Raw genomic sequence first — 14,270 nt, 5'->3', positions numbered from 1 at the left:
TGAAAGCACATTTAAAAAAATTGTCATAATATCTATATTTGCAATAATTTTTTGTATTGTAAGCACCAATTTATTTTTATTTATTTTTGGATTAATAGTGCCAGATAGTGTTTATTTACTGAAAAAAGCTAATTTAAATACTTTTTTCAGCAAAATTTATTATTTTAATTAGTCTATTAATAATTTGACTGTTCTCTATTTACATAATTACAAAATCTGCTCTTATTTTAAAATTCAAAAATAAAAATTATAATAGTTTAAAAGGTTTAAGACTATACTACTTGCTTAATTTAGAATTTAAAAAATTTAAAAATTCTCAAAAAAATTTATGAAATTTAGATAAGTATGATAAAAAAATTCTGAAATATCTTTCAAAGAATAAATATGTTGTTTATGGTTCTGCTGCTCATGAAATATTTTGAAATAAAAATTCAAGAACAATTGGTGATATAGATTTATTTAATTTAGATAAAAAATCATTACCAGAAAATTTAGCTAAAAACTTCCTTGATATAGATTTTAATGATGGTTTATTTATCTTTGCTAAATCAGGAGATACCAAAATAGGAATATCTAATACAACTTGGGTACCAGATAAATTTATTACTAGAAAAAATGGTATTTATGTTGTTAAACCTGAAGTTGCATTATTAGATAAATATGGGCAATTTATTAAATATTTAATTTTTGATATTTCAGAAAATAAATTACTAAATATTATTGGTGATATCAATTTTATCTTAGAACAAAATGATAAAGAAATTAATAAATTAATAAATGATAAAAATATGATTGAAGAAATTTATATAACTAAATTAATTTGCAATTTATTTACGACTTACTTTGCTACTCAACATCAATTTGTAAAGTGAACAGAAATTTTAACAAAAGAAAATATTAATAAAAAACTTGATTTAATTCAAAAACAAAATAATTTACATTTAAATGTAAATTTTAAAAAAATTTTAAACTACATAATAGAATCCCAACCAATTAAAGAAACCTATAATAATACCTATCGTTTGCTCGAGAACAAAGAAAAAATTACTGAAATTTATTATGAATTTAATAGTAAAAATTATTTAAATATTCATTCACTTACACAAGAATTTGATTCGCATGAAAGTGTTGATAAGTTAAAAAATACAATTAAAATTGAAAAGGATGTCACCATTCTTAAAGAAATATTTAATACTTTCGAGCCAACAACATCTCAAGTAGATCTTAGATATTTAATCTTAGCTGCTTATTTGGAGGTTAAAAATGATTAATGAAAAAATAAGAATCGCTTTTAATCAAACAACAGGTTTAAAAATATTCTTTAACATTGTATTATTATTAATATTCTTAATGTTTGCTATTTTACTTACCCAATCTGCAATTGAAACAAAACTAGATTTAGGATTTTTTGTTGTATTTGATGTAATTTCTTTTATCTTTTTAATTTACTTTACACTGAAATCAATTTGTTTAATATTTTTAAGATGTTGTCCTTTTTCACTTGGTAAGAAATTCATTACTTTTTACAGCATATTAGAGTTTAAAAACATTAATAAAAAATAAAAAGTCGTTTGTACGACTTTTTTTAAAATTAAAATAAAAATTTATTTAAATAAAAAAGAAGACTTTATTATTCCAAGTCTTCTTTTTTTAGAAATTCAATAAGAATTATAATTCTTCTACTTTTCCACCAGCTGCTTCGATTGCAGCTTTAGCTGAAGCACTAACTTTATGAACTCTAACTGTTAATTTCTTAGTTAAAGTTCCTTTTCCTAAAACTTTGATTGGTAATGTTCTTTTTACTAAGTTGTTTGCGAAAAGTGATTCGATTGTAACTTCATCACCTGCATTAAAACGAGTTTCTAATTGTTCTAAGTTAACTACTTGGAATTCGATGTGGTTTACATTTGTAAATCCACGTTTTCCAATACGTCTGAATCAAGGAGTTTGTCCTCCTTCAAATCCAAGTCTGTGTCCTTTACGTTTGTTTTGACCTGATTGACCTTTACCTGCTTGTTTACCTTTACCTGCAGCGTGTCCACGACCTTTACGGTGTTTTTCTGGTCTTGAACCTTCTGTATAGCTTAATTCGTGTAATGTAATTCTTGCCATAATTTTATTCAAAGTCCTTTACTTTTTTGTCTCTGATATCAGCAATTTGTTCTACTGTTCTTAAAAGTTTAAGAGCTTCAACTGTTGCTTTAACGGTGTTGGCTTTTGAACGTGAACCATATGTTTTTGTTACGATGTCGGTGTATCCAGCTAACTCAACAACTGCACGTACTGTACCTGAAGCAATAAGCCCTTTCCCTTTTGGAGCAGGTTTAAGCATAACTCTTGAAGCTAAGAATTTTGCGTTTGTTTCGTGTGGAACTGTACCGTTAACCACTGGTACAGTTACAAGGTTGTTTTGTGCGTCTTTAATAGCTTTTTTAATTGCATCTGGAACTTCATTTGCTTTTCCGTGTCCATATCCAACTTGTCCTTTTTTGTTACCTACAACAACAAAAGCACTAAAGCTAAATCTTCTTCCACCTTTAACAACTTTTGTAACACGAGCGATATCAACTACTTTTTCACTAAATTCTGATTCTACTTTAGCTCTTCTTGGTCTTCTTTGCATTTGTGGTCTTGGTCTACGTTCTTGAGATTGTTCTGTTTTTTCGTTTCTTGACACTTTTTTAGCAGTAACTTCTTGTGTTCCTGTTGTTTGAGCAACAACTTTTGTTTCTTTTTGGTTTTCCATTAGAATTTAACTCCTTTTTCTCTTACGCTTTCAGCAAATGCTTTAACACGTCCATGGTAAATGTAACCTGCACGGTCAAAAACAACTTCTTTAATTCCAAGAGAATTGATTTTATCTCCCATTGCCATTCCTAAGTTTTTAGCAGCTTCAACGTTTCCACCATAAACACCTGAGTTTAAAGTTGAAACGCTAGCTAATGTAACACCTTTTGAATCATCGATTAATTGTGCATAGAAGTTTTGGTGTGATTTAAAAACATTTAAACGTGGTTTAACTGATGTACCAGAAATGCTTTGACGTAAACGAACGTGTTTAACTTTTCTAGCTTGATTTCTTGATAATTTTGCCATATTAAATACCTAAGCTCTAAATTATTTAGAAGCTGTTTTCCCTTCTTTACGTCTGATTTGTTCACCTTTGTAAGCGATTCCCTTACCTGAGTAAACATTTGGTTTTCTAACTGCACGAATAACTGATGCAAAGTGTCCTACACTTTGTTTATCAATTCCTGAAACAGCAACTTCAGTTGGTTTACCAACTGTAACAGTTACATCAGCAGGAATTTTAAGTGTAACTGGATGTGAGTAACCAGCAGCAATTTCTAATTCTTGACCTTTAAGAGTTGCTTTGTACCCAACTCCTTTAATTTCTAATTCAATTTTGTAACCTTCACTTACACCTTTAATCATATTTGAAATGTGTGAGTTTGTGGTTCCGTGTAATTGTTTTGTGTGTTTTTCTTCGTTTGCACGAAGTGTTTTAACTGTGTTATCTTCTACATTAACAGCGATAAGTGGACTAAAAATTCTTTCTAAAGTTCCTAATTTACCTTTTACAGTAACTTTAGTTCCTTCAACAGTAACAGTTGTTCCTGCAGGAATTGTGATAATACGATTTCCAACACGAGACATACTAATACCTATCAAATGTAAGCGATGATTTCACCACCTACATTTTCCTTTCTAGCTTCTTTTCCTGTCATAAGTCCTTTTGATGTAGAAATAATAACTGTACCATATCCTGAAAGTACTGTAGGAATATCTTCTGATTTTACATATACTCTAAGACCTGGTTTTGAAACCCTTTTAATCCCAACGATAGCAGCTTGACCTTTTTTGAATTTTAATGTAACAACTAATTCTTTTTCTGTGCCTTCACCTTTAACTTCGTATGAAGTAATGTACCCTTCGCTTTCAATTAACTTAACAATAGCTTCTTTTTTAACTGAATATGGAATTGAAACTGTTTTGTGTTTTCTTGCGTTAGCGTTTTTAATTCTAACGATTAAATCTGAAATTGGATCTGTAATAAACATAATTATCAACTCGCTTTCTTCATACCTGGAATTTTTCCTTCGTGTGCAAGGTTTCTAAAGCAGATACGACATACTTTGTATTTTCTTAAAACAGAGTGTGGACGTCCACATAATTCACAACGTGTGTAAGCACGTGTTGAGAATTTTGGTTGACGTTTTGCTTTTTCAATTAACGCTTTTCTAGCCATTATTTAGCTCCTTTTTTATCAAATGGTACACCTAAAAGTTCTAATAAACTTTTAGCTTCAGCATCTGTATTAGCAGTTGTTACGATAAGAACGTCAAGTCCTTTAATACGACGGATTTTGTCGAATTCAATTTCTGGGAAAATGATTTCTTCTTTAATACCTAAAGCGAAGTTTCCTCTACCATCAAATGCTTTAGGGTTAGCACCACGGAAATCACGAATACGTGGCATTGCAACATGAATTAATTTTTCTAAGAATTCTCACATTCTATCTCTACGAAGTGTAACTTTTCCACCCATAGGCATTCCTTCACGAAGTTTTCATGAAGCGTTTGATTTCTTAGCTCTTGTTTGAAATGGTTTTTGACCTGTAATTAATGTAAGTTCATTAAGAACTTCTTCGATTGCTTTTGAGTTTGAAACTTCTTTTCCAGCTGTCATATTAATAACGATTTTTTCAATTCTTGGAACTTCCATGATAGATGAGTAGTTGTATTTTTCTTGTAAAGCAGGTACTACTTTTTCTTTATATGTGTTTTTTAACATAATTAGATTTCCTTCTTAGTTTTTCTTACAACTCTCACTTTTTTACCATCTTTATTTGTTGTGTATCCAAGTTTTGAGTATTCGGCTGGAGAGTTTTTTGATGCTTTTTTAACTAAATATGCAACGTTTGAAGCGTGAATTGGAGCTTCTTTTTCAGTTATTGAACCGTCATGATTTTGTTGTGTAGGTTTGTTGTGTTTTGTTACGATGTTAACGTCTTTAATGATAACTCTGTTTGTTTTGTGTAATACTTTTTCAATTCTTCCAATTTTTCCTTTTTCTTTACCAGCAATAACGATTACTTCATCATCTTTTTTGAATTTCATATTTTAAACTCCTTGAAATGTTTTGTAATTATAATACCTCTGGTGCAAGAGAAACGATTTTTGGATATTTTTCACGAATTTCACGTGCTACTGGACCAAATACACGTGTTCCACGTGGTGTTCCATCTTCTTTAAGTATTACAACAGCGTTGTCATCAAAACGAATGTATGATCCGTTTTCACGGTGAATTCCGTAACGTGAACGAACAACAACAGCTTTAACAACTTGACCTTCTTTTACCATACCATTTGGCATTGCTTTTTTAACTGAACATACAATAACATCACCAATTTTGGCAATTTTCTTTTTAGAACCACCTAAAATACGAATAACACCGATTTCTTTAGCACCTGAGTTATCAGCAACGTTTGCTCTTGAAAGTTCTAATAACATTAGTTTGCTCCTTCAATAGCTGCTTGTTTTACAGATACTAATCTAAAGTGTTTTGTTTTTGAAAGTGGTCTAGTTTCCATAATAACAACAATGTCACCTAATTTAGCAACTTCTTGTTCATCATGTACTGCAAAACGTTTTGTTGATTTGAAACGTTTAGAGTAAAGAGGGTGTTTTTTGTATGTATCAACAGCAACGATAATTGTTTTAGCTGTTTTTCCAGCTGAAACAACAGTACCTGTTAAGGTTTTTCTTGTGTTTCTTTCCATAACTATTTAGCTCCTTGTTTTTCATTTAAAGCTGTAAGAGCTTTTGCGATGTCTTTTCTAATAACTGAAATTTTGTGTGTTTCTTTTAAATCACCTGTTACATTTCTGTATCTTAAAGTAAATAATTCCGCTTTTAAATCAGCAACTAATTGTGTAAGTTCTTCAACTGATTTGTTTTGTAAATCTTTATAAAGCATTATTTATCTCCTTCTTTTTTAACAATTTTTCATTTAACAGGTAGTTTGTGACCAGCTAAACGTAAAGCATCACGTGCTACGTCTTCAGGAACTCCTGAAACTTCGAACATCATTGTGTTTACTTTAACTGCTGTGTATCATAATTCAGGTGTACCTTTACCAGAACCCATACGAACTCCGATAGGTTTAGATGTTTTAGCAAAGTGAGGGAAGATACGAATAATAACTTGTCCTTCACGTCCCATTCTACGTGTAGCAGCAATACGAGCTGATTCGATTTGTCTTGCTGTTACTCATGCTGATGTAACTGCTTGTAAACCGAATTCACCAAAAGCAACTGTGTTACCTTTAGTAGCCTTACGTTTGTCGTGTTTAACTAAAAATGGTTTTCTGTATTTTGTTCTTTTTGGTTGAAGCATTATTTATTTTCTCCTTCCAAAATTTCACCTAATGATACTCAAACTTTAACACCAATAGCTCCATATGTAGTTCTTGCTGTTGCAGTAGCATAGTCAACATTTTGTCTAAGTGTATGAAGTTTCATTTCTCCTTCAGAATATCCTTCTGTACGAGCCATGTCAACACCATTTAAACGTCCACTAACGGCAGTTTTAATACCTTTAGCTCCAGCACGCATTGCACTTCTAATAGCGATTTTTTGTGCTGAACGGAAGCTTTCACGGTTTTCTAATTTTGTTGCAATCATTTCTGCAAGTAATTTTGCATTAAGTTCAGGTTGTGCAAGTTCAACAACTTGTAAGTTGATGTTTGCTTTTTTGTTTTTTAAATGTTTTTGTAATTTAACAGTTAATTCTTGGATATTTTTACCTTCTGTTCCTAATAGAACACCTGGTTTTGCTGTGTGAAGTACTACTGTAACTTTGTTTTGTTGATTTCTTTTTACTTCTACTTTACCAAGTTCGTATCTACGTACTAATTTATCAAAGAATTTGTAGATTTTTGCGTCTTCTACTAAATATGAACCAAAGTTTGCTTTTTCAGCAAATCATTGTGTATTATGTTTTTTTGTAACTCCGTAACGGAATCCATTAGGATTAACTTTTTGACCCATTAGTTTCTCTCCTCTAATACGATTGATAAATTAGATGTACGTTTTAAAATAGAATAAGCTCTACCTTGACTTCTTGGTTGGAATCTTTTAAGAGTTGGACCTTCATTTACATAAACTTCTTTTACAAATAATTTTGATGCGTCCATTCCGTGGTTGTTTGTAGCGTTTGCGATAGCGGCATTTAATAATTTAATAAAAATAGGAGCTGATTTTTTTGATGTATTGTGTAAGATACCAAGAGCTAAAGCAACATCTTTGCCTCTGAATAAGTTAGCAACTAATTTTGCTTTCTTAACACTAACTCTTTGTAATTTAACGTGAGCTTTTGCTTGTTGTGCCATTATTTCTTCTTACCTTTATCTGCACCATGTCCTGTGTAAGTTCTTGTTGGTGAGAATTCTCCTAATTTATGCCCAACCATATCATCAGTTACGTAAACTTCGATAAATTGTTTTCCATTGTGTACCGCAAATGTTAATCCAACAAAGCTTGGGAAGATTGTTGAACGTCTTGATCAAGTTTTAATTGGTTTTTTAGGTGCTTTTCCTTCAACGATAGCATCTACTTTTTTAAGTAAGTGATCGTCTGCAAAAGGACCTTTTTTAAGACTACGTGCCATTATTTAGCATCCTTTCTTCTTCTTAAAATAAGTTTATTTGAAGATTTCTTAGTTTTTCTAGTTTTAACTCCAAGAGCTTTTTTACCTCATGGTGTAAGAGGAGCTTTACGTCCAACTGGTTGTTTACCTTCTCCTCCTCCATGTGGGTGGTCTACAGGGTTCATAACTGAACCACGAACTGTAGGTCTGATTCCTTTGTGTCTGTTAATTCCAGCTTTACCAACATTTACAAGTAAGTGTTCTTCATTTCCAACAATACCAATTGTTGCACGACAACGTGCTAAGATACGACGTGTTTCACCTGATTTAAGTCTTAACACTACGTATTTACCATCATCATCTTTACCAAGAATTTGTGCTGAAGTTCCTGCACTACGTGCAATGATTCCTCCACCACCAGGTTGCATTTCGATGTTGTGTACAAATGTACCTTCAGGGATATTTGAAAGTGGAAGTGCGTTTCCAACAATAATATCTACATCGTTACCTGAAATAACTGTTTGTCCTAATTGAATACCTTTAGGAGCTAAAATGTATTTCTTTTCTCCATCTGCGTATGATAATAAACAAATGTTTGCTGATCTGTTTGGATCATATTCAATTGTTTTAACAATAGCAGGGATATTGTCTTTATTACGTTTAAAGTCTACAAGTCTGTAGAATCTTTTAACACGTCCTCCGTGATGTCTAACAGTAATCTTACCTTGGTTGTTACGACCTGCATTATTTTTTAGGTTAACTAAAAGTGATTTTGTAGGTTTGTGTCCTGATAAGTTTTTTCTGTAATCAAGAGAAGACATGTTTCTACGACCATTAGTCGTTGGCTTATAATGTTTAATTGCCATATTTTGTCTTTTCTCCTTTTGCTTAAAAATAGTTGCGGATCTGTCTTTTAAGCAAACATAATTCCGCTTTTACAATGAGTAATAATTTGCAATAAGTAATATTAATAGTATGTGTCCGTAAAATTCATCGGAGTGTATTATTATTCTCCACCAACTTTACGTCTTGTAGTAGCTTGTTTAACTGGTGCTTTAGCAGCTTTTGTAGCTGTTGCTTTTTTAGAAGCAAGTTTAGCAGCAACTTTGTTTTCTACTTCGTTAGCTTTAGCAACTTTTTCTGCTTTAGCTGTTGCTGTTTCTTCTGATTCTAAAGCTTCTGAACCATCTTCTGGAAGATAGTTAAGTGATTGACCATCAGCGATTCAAACCATAGCTTTTTTGTAGCGATTTGTAAATCCGTGGAAACGTCCAACGTTTTTAGCTTTTTTCTCAATTTTAATTGTGTTAACTTTTGTAACTTTAACACCAAAAATTGTTTCAACTGCTAATGCAATTTGATGTTTGTTTGCATGGTAGTCTACTTTAAATGTGTAAACACCGCTTGCTCTTTGACCATCTGTTTTTTCTGTTAAAATAGGCGCTTTAATAACTCTTGTTAATTCCATTATTTAGCTCTCCCTTCTAATAGTTCTAAACTTCTGTTTGAAATGATCATTACATCAGCACCAACAATTTCTTCAACTGTAAGTGATTGAGCTTTTGATGTAGCAACATTTGGTAAGTTTCTAGCTGATTTGAAAACATTTGCGTCTTCTGTAACAATTAAAACGTGTTTTAAATTGTTAACGTTTAATTCTGTAAGTAATGAAACAAGTTTTTTAGTTGAAATTGTGTCAAGTGCTAAGTCATTAACAGCAACTGCTTTATCGTTAGCAAGCATTGTTAAAGCTGAAACAAATGCAGCATATTTAACTTTTTTGTTAACTTTAAGAGTATAGTTTTTGTTAGCTTGTGGACCAAAGGCTCTACCACCACCAACGAATACTGGTGTACGTAAAGAACTTGTTCTAGCACGTCCTGTTCCTTTTTGTCTTCAAGGTTTTTTACCACTTCCAGAAACTTCAGCTCTGTTTTTAACTTGGTGTGTTCCTTGACGTCTTGAAGCTCTTTCTGAAAGGATAGTATCAAAAATAGCTTGTTCGTAGATTTTTTCACTTGCAAAAAGTGAAGCTGGTAATGTAGCGTTAAATTCTACTTTAGTAACTTTATCAGCCATTATTTATCTCCTTCTTGTGCTTCAGCGTTAGCGATTAATTCTGCTAATTCACTTGAGTGCATTCCAACAGTAACTTCAATATTGAATTTTTTAGCTTTTTCAACTAATTCGTTCATTAAAACAACTTCTTGAACGTCAACAAGTTTTGCAGCTTCATGATTTGGTAATCCCTTAACAGCTTCTTTAACTGTAACGAAACCTTTTTTAGGCCCTGGAATTGATCCTTTAATTAAAAGTAAGTTATTTGCTGTATCAACTTTAATAATTTCAAGGTTTTGAACTGTTGTTTTAACATTTCCAAGTTGTCCTGGCATTGTCATACCTTTAACGACTTTGTTACCTGAAATATCTCCTAATGAACCAGTTTGACGTACAGGTTGTGAACCTCCACCTCCACCGTGTGATTTAGGACCAATGTGTTGATTGTGTCTTTTAATTGTTCCAGCAAATCCTTTTCCTTTTGATGTACCTGTAACATCTACAAGTTCACCAGCAACAAAGATGTCAGCTTTAATTTCTTGTCCAAGTTCGTATCCTGACATATCACGAACTTCTTTTACGTAGCGCTTAGGTGTTGTGTTTGCGTTTTTAAAGTGGCCAAGTTCTGGTTTGTTTACACGTGAAGCTTTTTTATCAAAAACTGCAAGTTGTGTAGCAACGTAACCATTTTTGTCATCTGTTAAAACTTTTGACACAACATTTGGTTGTACTTCGATTACAGTAACTGGAATTCTTGTTCCATCTTCACCGTAAATTTGAGTCATACCAACTTTACGTCCTAAGATTCCTTTCATAATTTACTCCTTGGGTATTCTTATTTAACTTTAACTTGAACTTCTACACCAACTGGTAATTCAAGTCTTTTGATTTTGTCTTGTGTTTCAGCAGAAGGATCAGTAATAACAACTAATCTTTGGTGTGTTCTGCTTTCGAATTGTTCACGAGATTTTTTGTTAACGTGAACAGATCTTAAGATAGTAATTTCATCTCTAAGTGTTGGTAAAGGAACTGGTCCGCTAACTTTAGCTCCTGTTTCTTTAGCAACGAAAAAGATTTTTTTAGCAGCTTCATCAACTAAAGCGTGATCAAAACCTTTAACTTTGATGTTTAATTTACTCATTTTCGTTGTCTCCTTTGTTCTTGTTTGAACATAACTCCCTATAAAAACCTAAATTGTCCTCAACAACTTTCTTAGAATTGGCAATTTAGCAACCTTATAGATCATAGTTATAGTTGCTTTTATATTATAGAGTAAAAGTTAAATTTACAAAACGGAAAAATGAAAAAATTTCATAATTAAAAATTAACAACGCATTTTGGTGTATCGCGTTTTTTAATTGTTAAAAAAACTGACATCAGTCAGTTAATTATTTTAATTAGAAAGTTTTTTATCAATTCAGTTTTCTAAAATTTCTCCAGGGATATACTCATAACCTTTTTCAATGATTTCTTGTCCTTGGATTAATAAAATTGTTGGTACCCTAAGAACTTTTCAGCGTGTGTCTACTCTTCTAAAAAGTTGAGCTTCTTCTGCATCAACTTCTAAAAATGTTATGTTAGGATTATCTTTATACTTATTTGCTACTTGGTTTACAATTGGACGCATCATATGACAATCTCCACATCATGTAGTTGTAAATTCAGCAAAAATTAATTTATTATCTGGATTATCATTAATAATTTTTTGAGCTTCTTCTCATAAATATTTTTTCATTATTTCTCCTTATTATTGTTTTGTGTAAACTTAGTTTTAATATCAGTTGTTTGTATACTAATATGAGGTTTGTTTTCTAAATTTGTTTTGGTATTTTCTAATTGAAACTTTTTACTATCTTCAGATTTTAAATTTTTGGTTTCAATTTCTGATTTTTTTAATTTTAAGACATTAGAATTAAAATCTGTTTTATCTATCTCATTTAAATTTTGAAATTTATTTAAATAATTTTTTTTCGTTTCTTGATATTTCAAAAATCATTTTTCTAATATTTTAAAATCTGCAAGTTGATATAAAGTAGCGTTCAAAACCTCAAAATATGTTTTTTGATTGTAATTAATAAAATTGAGTTTTTTATTCACGTAGATTAAAAAATTTAAAAGTTCTAATGTTTGATTTTGGATTAAGTATAAACTTCTTCCTTTACTAATCTTAATATAAAAATCATAAAAAGTAAGAAAATCACCTTTTTCTTGCTTAAAAATTATCTTTTTGGGATAAAAATAAATAAATCAATAAATTAAAAAGATACAAATTAATGCCAATACATAAAATAATACAGGAGACATTGTTAATAGAAATATCAAATTTAGTAAATTATCTAAAATAAAACCCATGTGTAAATCTATAAAAGATTTTTCAAATAAAAAGAGTCCAAATCAAGTTTTATAAAAAACTTCTTTAGCATTGCTTTGACTAAAGTCAAAGACAACATCATTAAGCATAAGGTGAGAAAAAACTATTTTTTCTATTAGAACCGCAAGCAGAACAATTAAAATAAAAGCCATCTTTAGCTTAGGTAAGTATGCATAACTAGGTAAATAGAAAGGTTTTAAAAATGAAATGGCTTTTGCTTTTCACTTAAAACTCAGTACATAAAAAAGCAGAACTAAAACTCAAATGATAGGAATTATTCAAACAAAAGATCCTAATAGCAAACCAAAAGTATAACCATAAATTTGATAAGACAGATTTTCTGATGATACATTTAAAATTTTTAATAAAAAAGCAAATACAAAAGAAATTAAAGATAAAACAAGCAAAATAAGAAATGAATATGTTTTAAATTTAGTTTTTGTATTAGCTTTTTGTTTAGGAATATTCTCAAAAGCTTTAATATTAAACAGTTTAAATAATTGCTTTTGAGTTAATTGTGTCTTAGGCATTAAATAGAAGTGAGTGTTAATGCAATCATCGGATCTTTATCTGTAATTTTGAAAATCTTCTTACGAATAACTTTTCTGAGTTTTTCATTCAGTTCACGCATTGAAGTAAATTCTTTGTTTTCTAAAGTATCAATAATAATATCTTTGATAAATTTGTTAGTTTTCTCTTGCTCGCTAGGATCGATTACACCAACATAATTAATATGAAGCTGACTAATAATCTTCTTAGTTTTAGGAGAATAAAGTGTATTAATGATAATAACACCTTCGCGCCCTAGTGCTTCACGTTCAGCGACAACTTCACTAGAAATATCACCAACACCAAAACCATCTATAATAGTGTCTCCCACTTCTTTGACTTTACCGTTAATGCTAAATAATTTGCCATCTGTAAAATGAGCAACTTTTCCGTTAAGTAAAATAATTGGAGTTGTCGTTTTTTTAGCTTCTTTGTTATTTGTAATAAAATTAGCTGAATCCACTAAATAACGATATAAACCTTGCGTAGGAATAAAATAAGTAGGTTTTAAAGCCAGCACAAAATCTAATAAATCTTCTCTTGTTGGGCGTGCTCTAAAATACTCATTATCCATAATGTCATATAACTTAGGTGAAATTCTAGCTATCTCATCAAGTGTTAAAGCTGCAACCGATTCTAATCCATTGACTGGCGGAGCGATCATAATTACAGTATCTGTTTTTTGTAGCTTTAAATAAACATCATTGTTATCAGCGATTCTTAAAAAACGATGATATAAACGGTCAATTGATCCAGTAACTAAAATAACAGCATTAGGATATTTGTTTATTTGTTTATGTTCAACAATTTGTGGGAGCTGAATTTTGTTATCTAATTTACTAATTAAATAAAGCAACTGTGCATATGTCTTTCCATATGCAATAAGTGGTCTTTTATATTCAAGAGCAAGTTTTAACACTTGTTCAAGCGGAGCCATTTCTTCATCATATGCACCAATGATAATCCGATTTGTAGGATCTGTAGTTTTAAAAGCTTCAACTAATTGATGAGATTGATTAAATTTATCAATTGAGTGCCCTAGAACATTACTTTTACCTGCATCAGAAATTAAGGCAACTAAATTACGATTTGAAAAAACTTTTTGTAGTGAAATAATATCCGTTTTACCATAGCTACTTAAATCACCAATTGAATAATTAAACATAAATAAATAATCACCATTTTTTGTGCAAAAGTTAAAACCCAAATTACCTGGCATACTTCCTGAAAGTGGAATAGGCTCGATAATTAAATTTTGAAATTTAATTTTTTGATTTGCAACGATAATTTTGTATTGATTTTCTGAAATATTATATTTATTTAGTCTTTCGTGAATTAAAACCTTATTAAAACTGGATGTAAAAATTTTTAAACCAGGAATTTTCATAACCAATCAAGGTAAGGCACTAAAAGTTTCGTTTTTTACATCAGTAACAAACAAACCTTTAATACGATTTTTGTTTTTTTCTAAGTAAGAAAAATCAGGAATTAAAGTATCAACACCATTTTGTGAATTAATCGGAATTTTTACTCCAGCATTAATGATGAAAATACTATTATCTACTTCTAGAATATAGCAATTTTTACCATTTTCGTCTTGACCTCCAAGTGCAAAAATATTTATATTTTCCATTTTGTTCCT

At 30.5% G+C, this 14,270-nt stretch carries 24 protein-coding genes and 1 pseudogene; 2 read left to right on the top strand and 23 right to left on the bottom strand.

Annotation, left to right across the window (positions count from 1 at the left end; genetic code table 4):
- Positions 1-137 precede the first annotated feature (137 nt).
- Entirely contained in the window at positions 138-1,271 is a 1,134-nt protein-coding gene (locus EI91_RS01340; RefSeq protein WP_425411715.1) for an MAG4530 family protein, read from the top strand.
- The gene (locus EI91_RS01335) at positions 1,264-1,563 is read left to right on the top strand and encodes a hypothetical protein (protein ID WP_036452176.1); all 300 of its coding nucleotides are present in this window, start codon (positions 1,264-1,266) and stop codon (positions 1,561-1,563) included. Before EI91_RS01340 ends, EI91_RS01335 begins: the two co-directional genes overlap by 8 nt.
- 105 nt (positions 1,564-1,668) lie before the next feature.
- Here the strand turns inward: EI91_RS01335 and rplO are convergent, their stop codons facing one another.
- The 23 genes and pseudogenes from rplO to EI91_RS01220 form a co-directional block, all read right to left on the bottom strand.
- Positions 1,669-2,112: a 50S ribosomal protein L15 gene (gene rplO, locus EI91_RS01330; protein WP_084177985.1), complete on the bottom strand. Its 444-nt coding sequence runs from the start codon at positions 2,110-2,112 to the stop codon at positions 1,669-1,671.
- 4 nt (positions 2,113-2,116) lie between these two features.
- On the bottom strand, positions 2,117-2,746 hold the full coding sequence (gene rpsE / locus EI91_RS01325) for a 30S ribosomal protein S5 (protein WP_084177984.1): 630 nt from the start codon (positions 2,744-2,746) through the stop codon (positions 2,117-2,119).
- Entirely contained in the window at positions 2,746-3,096 is a 351-nt protein-coding gene (rplR, locus tag EI91_RS01320) for a 50S ribosomal protein L18 (protein WP_036452174.1), read from the bottom strand. Before rplR ends, rpsE begins: the two co-directional genes overlap by 1 nt.
- A 21-nt stretch (positions 3,097-3,117) precedes the next feature.
- Positions 3,118-3,657 carry a 50S ribosomal protein L6 gene (rplF, locus tag EI91_RS01315; protein ID WP_036452171.1) on the bottom strand — a complete coding sequence of 180 codons (540 nt, stop codon included), beginning with the start codon at positions 3,655-3,657 and terminating at the stop codon, positions 3,118-3,120.
- An 8-nt stretch (positions 3,658-3,665) separates the two neighbouring features.
- Entirely contained in the window at positions 3,666-4,061 is a 396-nt protein-coding gene (rpsH, locus tag EI91_RS01310; RefSeq protein WP_036452168.1) for a 30S ribosomal protein S8, read from the bottom strand.
- Between the two features lie 2 nt (positions 4,062-4,063).
- Entirely contained in the window at positions 4,064-4,249 is a 186-nt protein-coding gene (locus tag EI91_RS01305) for a type Z 30S ribosomal protein S14 (protein ID WP_036452166.1), read from the bottom strand.
- Positions 4,249-4,794 (bottom strand): 50S ribosomal protein L5, encoded by a 546-nt coding sequence (gene rplE / locus EI91_RS01300; protein ID WP_036452164.1) that lies wholly within the window; start codon positions 4,792-4,794, stop codon positions 4,249-4,251. The genes EI91_RS01305 and rplE overlap by 1 nt, the downstream gene beginning before the upstream one ends.
- A 2-nt stretch (positions 4,795-4,796) precedes the next feature.
- Positions 4,797-5,120, bottom strand: a complete 324-nt coding sequence (gene rplX, locus EI91_RS01295) for a 50S ribosomal protein L24 (RefSeq protein WP_036452162.1) — start codon at positions 5,118-5,120, stop codon at positions 4,797-4,799.
- 28 nt (positions 5,121-5,148) lie between these two features.
- On the bottom strand, positions 5,149-5,514 hold the full coding sequence (gene rplN, locus EI91_RS01290; RefSeq protein WP_036452160.1) for a 50S ribosomal protein L14: 366 nt from the start codon (positions 5,512-5,514) through the stop codon (positions 5,149-5,151).
- Positions 5,514-5,783, bottom strand: coding sequence for a 30S ribosomal protein S17 (rpsQ, locus tag EI91_RS01285; RefSeq protein WP_036452158.1), 270 nt, complete (start codon positions 5,781-5,783; stop codon positions 5,514-5,516). The genes rplN and rpsQ overlap by 1 nt, the downstream gene beginning before the upstream one ends.
- Before the next feature lie 2 nt (positions 5,784-5,785).
- Complete coding sequence (gene rpmC, locus EI91_RS01280; protein WP_036452155.1) at positions 5,786-5,980, bottom strand: 50S ribosomal protein L29; 195 nt, start codon at positions 5,978-5,980, stop codon at positions 5,786-5,788.
- The gene (gene rplP / locus EI91_RS01275) at positions 5,980-6,399 is read right to left on the bottom strand and encodes a 50S ribosomal protein L16 (RefSeq protein WP_036452154.1); all 420 of its coding nucleotides are present in this window, start codon (positions 6,397-6,399) and stop codon (positions 5,980-5,982) included. The genes rpmC and rplP overlap by 1 nt, the downstream gene beginning before the upstream one ends.
- The gene (gene rpsC / locus EI91_RS01270; protein ID WP_036452153.1) at positions 6,399-7,052 is read right to left on the bottom strand and encodes a 30S ribosomal protein S3; all 654 of its coding nucleotides are present in this window, start codon (positions 7,050-7,052) and stop codon (positions 6,399-6,401) included. The genes rplP and rpsC overlap by 1 nt, the downstream gene beginning before the upstream one ends.
- Positions 7,052-7,393 carry a 50S ribosomal protein L22 gene (gene rplV / locus EI91_RS01265; RefSeq protein ID WP_036452152.1) on the bottom strand — a complete coding sequence of 114 codons (342 nt, stop codon included), beginning with the start codon at positions 7,391-7,393 and terminating at the stop codon, positions 7,052-7,054. Before rplV ends, rpsC begins: the two co-directional genes overlap by 1 nt.
- A complete protein-coding gene (gene rpsS / locus EI91_RS01260; protein ID WP_036452150.1) occupies positions 7,393-7,671 on the bottom strand; it encodes a 30S ribosomal protein S19 in 279 nt (92 codons plus the stop codon). The genes rplV and rpsS overlap by 1 nt, the downstream gene beginning before the upstream one ends.
- Positions 7,671-8,516, bottom strand: a complete 846-nt coding sequence (rplB, locus tag EI91_RS01255; RefSeq protein ID WP_036452145.1) for a 50S ribosomal protein L2 — start codon at positions 8,514-8,516, stop codon at positions 7,671-7,673. The genes rpsS and rplB overlap by 1 nt, the downstream gene beginning before the upstream one ends.
- A 140-nt stretch (positions 8,517-8,656) precedes the next feature.
- Positions 8,657-9,118, bottom strand: a complete 462-nt coding sequence (gene rplW / locus EI91_RS01250) for a 50S ribosomal protein L23 (RefSeq protein WP_036452142.1) — start codon at positions 9,116-9,118, stop codon at positions 8,657-8,659.
- Entirely contained in the window at positions 9,118-9,729 is a 612-nt protein-coding gene (gene rplD / locus EI91_RS01245; RefSeq protein WP_036452140.1) for a 50S ribosomal protein L4, read from the bottom strand. The genes rplW and rplD overlap by 1 nt, the downstream gene beginning before the upstream one ends.
- A 134-nt stretch (positions 9,730-9,863) precedes the next feature.
- Positions 9,864-10,523: pseudogene (rplC, locus tag EI91_RS01240) on the bottom strand (50S ribosomal protein L3); the annotation flags it as partial.
- A 20-nt stretch (positions 10,524-10,543) separates the two neighbouring features.
- Entirely contained in the window at positions 10,544-10,849 is a 306-nt protein-coding gene (gene rpsJ, locus EI91_RS01235; RefSeq protein WP_036452138.1) for a 30S ribosomal protein S10, read from the bottom strand.
- 252 nt (positions 10,850-11,101) lie between these two features.
- Positions 11,102-11,443, bottom strand: a complete 342-nt coding sequence (locus EI91_RS01230) for a thioredoxin domain-containing protein (protein ID WP_036452136.1) — start codon at positions 11,441-11,443, stop codon at positions 11,102-11,104.
- On the bottom strand, positions 11,443-12,609 hold the full coding sequence (locus tag EI91_RS01225; RefSeq protein ID WP_036452134.1) for a hypothetical protein: 1,167 nt from the start codon (positions 12,607-12,609) through the stop codon (positions 11,443-11,445). Before EI91_RS01225 ends, EI91_RS01230 begins: the two co-directional genes overlap by 1 nt.
- Positions 12,609-14,261 (bottom strand): ribonuclease J, encoded by a 1,653-nt coding sequence (locus tag EI91_RS01220; protein ID WP_036452133.1) that lies wholly within the window; start codon positions 14,259-14,261, stop codon positions 12,609-12,611. The genes EI91_RS01225 and EI91_RS01220 overlap by 1 nt, the downstream gene beginning before the upstream one ends.
- Between the last annotated feature and the right edge of the window lie 9 nt (positions 14,262-14,270).

Source organism: Mycoplasma buteonis (assembly GCF_000733865.1).
Lineage (GTDB): Bacteria > Bacillota_I > Bacilli_A > Mycoplasmatales > Metamycoplasmataceae > Mycoplasmopsis > Mycoplasmopsis buteonis.
Note: the sequence above shows the minus strand (reverse complement) of the source record. Positions and strands in the feature narration are given on the sequence as shown.